Source organism: Methylomagnum sp., assembly GCF_054333355.1.
The window spans coordinates 1-3,656 of the sequence record NZ_JBTEKS010000419.1 but is presented as its reverse complement, the minus strand read 5'-3'; the positions used below and the strand labels follow the sequence as shown (position 1 = coordinate 3,656).

Below are 3,656 nucleotides of genomic sequence, written 5' to 3'. Positions count from 1 at the left end.
CCCCGGAACCGCTCCGGGCGATGCGCGGCCAGCCAATCAGCCAGGGCGGACAGGGTGCGCACCTCGAAGAACAAGGTCTTCGGCAGCGCCCCGAAAGCCTGTTCCAAGGCGGCATTCAGCGTGGTGATGAGCAGCGAATCCAGCCCGTAACGTTCCAGCGGCTCGTCGGGGTCCAGCCGTTGCGGGGGCATGTTCAAGACGCCAGCCACCACCGGCAGCAGCTTCTCCAACACCACAGACCTAGGCACCGCTGTAGGTCGGACCTCAGTCCGATCCCGTTGCCCCACCTCGTTTAGCGGCGGGCTGAAGCCCGACCTACCTTCATCGGTGGACTGGCGTTGCGGGCGCGTTAATTCAGACGCCGCGCCAGCCAACACCCGGACCCGCTCCGGCAGGCCATGGAACACGGCGATTTGCGCGCCATCCAGCGCCAGCGCCCGATCCAGCGCGGTCAGCCCGGCCTCCGTCGGCAGGGCATACAAGCCCTGGGTTTCCATCATCCGTTCCACGACGGCGGGCAGGCGCATCCCGCCTTCGGCCCAATACGGCCAGTCGATGGCGAGACTACGCCCGTAACGCAAGCCTTGCCGGACCAAGGCGGCGCGGCGGTGGGCGAAGGCATCCAGATAGGCGTTCGCCGCCGCGTAATCGCTCTGGCCGGGATTGCCTTCCAGCCCCGCCAGCGAGCCGCACAGCACGAAGAAATCCAGCGGTTCCGCCGCCGTGGCCGCGTCCAGCCATTCCGCGCCGTGGGCCTTGGGCGTAAACACCGCCTCGACATCGTCCGGGGTCTTGCTGAACAGCAAGCCATCCCGCAGCACTCCAGCGCTATGGATGACCCCGTGCAACGCGCCGAATTGCGCTTTGATCCAGGCGATACCGGCCCGCACCGACTCCGCGTCCGCCACATCCATCCGCAAGGGATGCAGGGCCAAACCCTCGGCGCGGGCCGTGGCGCAAGCGGCTTGCGCTTCGGGCGTATCAGCCGAGCGGCCCGCCACGATCACCGTGGCCCCGTGCTTGCGGGCCAGATGACGGGCGAACACCAGCCCCAAGCCGCCCAAGCCGCCCGTCACCAACACCGCCGCGCCCGCCCGGTACGGAAAGCTCGCGGCGGGCGGCGGGCATTCCCGCAAACTTCGCACCTGCCGCTGGCCACCGACGTAGCGGCAGCAAGGTTCCGTCGAAGCTTCCCGCGCCCATTCCCGCCACAGCCATTCCGCTAGTGCGGCGGGTTCCGGCAAGGTTCCGGCGAACAACACCCAGCGGAACGCCAAGGGCGGATGCTCCAGTCGGGCCGCGCCCAGGAAGCCCGTCGCCCAGGCATGGCGGGGCGCGTCCCCGGAATCCGCCCGGCCATGATAGGTGAGGCGGATGTCCCGGCGCGGCAGTTCGGCCAACACGGCGCGGACCAGCAGCAACAGCGCACGGGGCGCGGCGCCGAGGGAATCGCCCGCGAACGCATCGCCATCGAAGAACACATACAGCGGCCCCGCCCCGCCTTTGAACGGGGCGACGATCCGCCGGTAATCCGCTTCGGACGCCGGATCGAAATCAGCCGCGCCCGGCCCGATGATCTGGACGGGCATGAGCGGCGCGAGGATGGCATGGAGTGCCTCACCGCCACCGAGCAGCAAGGCCGCGCCGCCGCTGTCCGGGCCGGTATTCGCTGTTAAAGGCTTGGGCTGCCAAACTGGCTCGAACAACAAAGTTTCTCGCACCGGCTCGGGCGGGGTTGATAACTCAGGGCATGGCCGTGATGTGGGAGTGGCCTTCAGGCCACGACCGGGCGTGGCTTCTAGCGGGACAGCGCCGGGCCGGTTGCCGAACCAATAGCGCTCATCCGCGAAAGGCGTGGCGGGCAGGGACACGATCCTCCCTTGCCGCGCCGCCGGGCCTGTGAGCCAGTCGATGCGGTAGCCCGCCACCCAAAGTCCGGCCAGCGTGGCCGCGTCGTCCCCGGCGGGCAGGGCGGGTTCCGGCGGGGCTTCGCGGACAATCCCGGTGAAACTTGTCCGCCCGTCCACCGCCGTTCCATTCAAGAACGCCGCGATTTGCCCGCGCAGTTCATCCAAATCCGCCGCCACGAACGCCACCCGATGGGTATGCGCCGCCCGGCCCAGTTGCAAAGTACGGGCGACATCCACCAGCCGGATTCCATCCCGCCCGGCATCCCCCAGGAAATCCGCGAACCGCCCCAACAGCGCCCGCAATTGCTCGGGCGTCTTGGCCGAGAACGGCACGGGCAACGCAGCCACGGGCGTTTCCAGCGGGAGGGCGGGCACATCCGGGGCTTCCTCCAACACGACATGGGCATACGCCCCGCCAATCCCGAAGCTGCTCACCCCGGCGCGGCGCGGTTGACCGTCGCGGGACGGCCAGGGCTGCGGCGCGGTGTTGATGTACAGCGGGCTATCGGCGAGGTTGATGTAGGGGTTGAGCGTCTGGAAATCCGGCATGGCGGGCAACAGCCGATGCTTCAAGGACAGCACCGCCTTGACCACGCCCGCCAGCCCGGCGACGGCCTCGCCGTGGCCGATGTTGGCCTTGACCGTGCCGAGGGCGCAGAAGCCGCGCTGGTCGGTGTAGCGCCGGAACGCCTTCACCGCCGCGTCCACCTCGATGGGGTCGCCCAGGCGGGTGCCGGTGCCGTGGGCCTCCAACAGCCCAAGCGTGGCCGGGTCGATGCCCGCCCGCCGCCAGGTTTCCGCCAGCAATTCGCTTTGCAACTCGGTGCGCGGCGCGGTGAAGGAGCTGGCGCGCCCACCGTGGTTGGTGTGGCTGCCCCGGATCACGGCATGGATGCGGTCGCCATCGGCCAGGGCGCGTTCCAAGGGTTTCAGCAGCAGCGCCGCCACGCCCTCGCCGCGCAGATAGCCATCCGCCGCCGCATCGAAAGCGCGGGACGCGCCCGAATGGGTCAGCGCGTCCATCCGGCACAGCCCGGCGTGATAGAACGGGTTGAGGATCAGGTTCACGCCGCCCGCCACCGCCATTTCGCACTCGCCCCGGCGGATCGCCTCGCAGGCCAGATGCAGGGCGATGAGCGAGGACGAACAGGCGGTGTCCACGCAGAAGCTCGGCCCGCGCAGATCGAACAAATAGGAGGTGCGGTTGGCGATGGTGAACGGCAGATTGCCGAGGCTGGGGGTCGTGAGCGGCTGGCGGCGGCGGGTGGTTTCCAGCAGGATGTTCTGGTAGTAGTCCTGGGAACACACGCCCAGATACAGCCCGGTGCGGGTGCCCCGGATGCCCGCCGCCTGGGCCGCGTCCTCAATCGTTTCGTGGAAGACTTCCAGGAACAGCCGCAACTGCGGGTCGATCAACTCCGCCTCGCGGGGGGAAATGCCGAAGAACAGCGGGTCGAAGCGGTCCACATCCTCCAGGAACGAACCCCAGCGGCAATACGCCTCGTCTTTGGACAGCCCGTACAAGTCCCAATCGAAGCGCCCGGCGGGGATTTCGCCGGACATCCGCCGCCCCGCCGCGAGGTTCTCCCAGAAGCGCTCGGGGGTGGGCGACTCGGCGAAGCGGCAGCCCAGGCCGATGATGGCGATGCCGTCACTTATCGTTCCCATGCTCCGCGTGGGAATGCCGTCTTGGCCGCTCTGCGGCCCGTCTTCAACTTCCATTGATCGGTCCCACGCTCCGCGTCC

Annotated in this window: 1 protein-coding gene; it reads right to left on the bottom strand. The window is 68.7% G+C overall.

From position 1 onward, the window contains the following. Positions 1 to 3,632: SDR family NAD(P)-dependent oxidoreductase (locus ACXWUF_RS20400; protein WP_458503372.1), on the bottom strand; the 3,632-nt coding region annotated here is incomplete at its 3' end. Between the last annotated feature and the right edge of the window lie 24 nt (positions 3,633 to 3,656).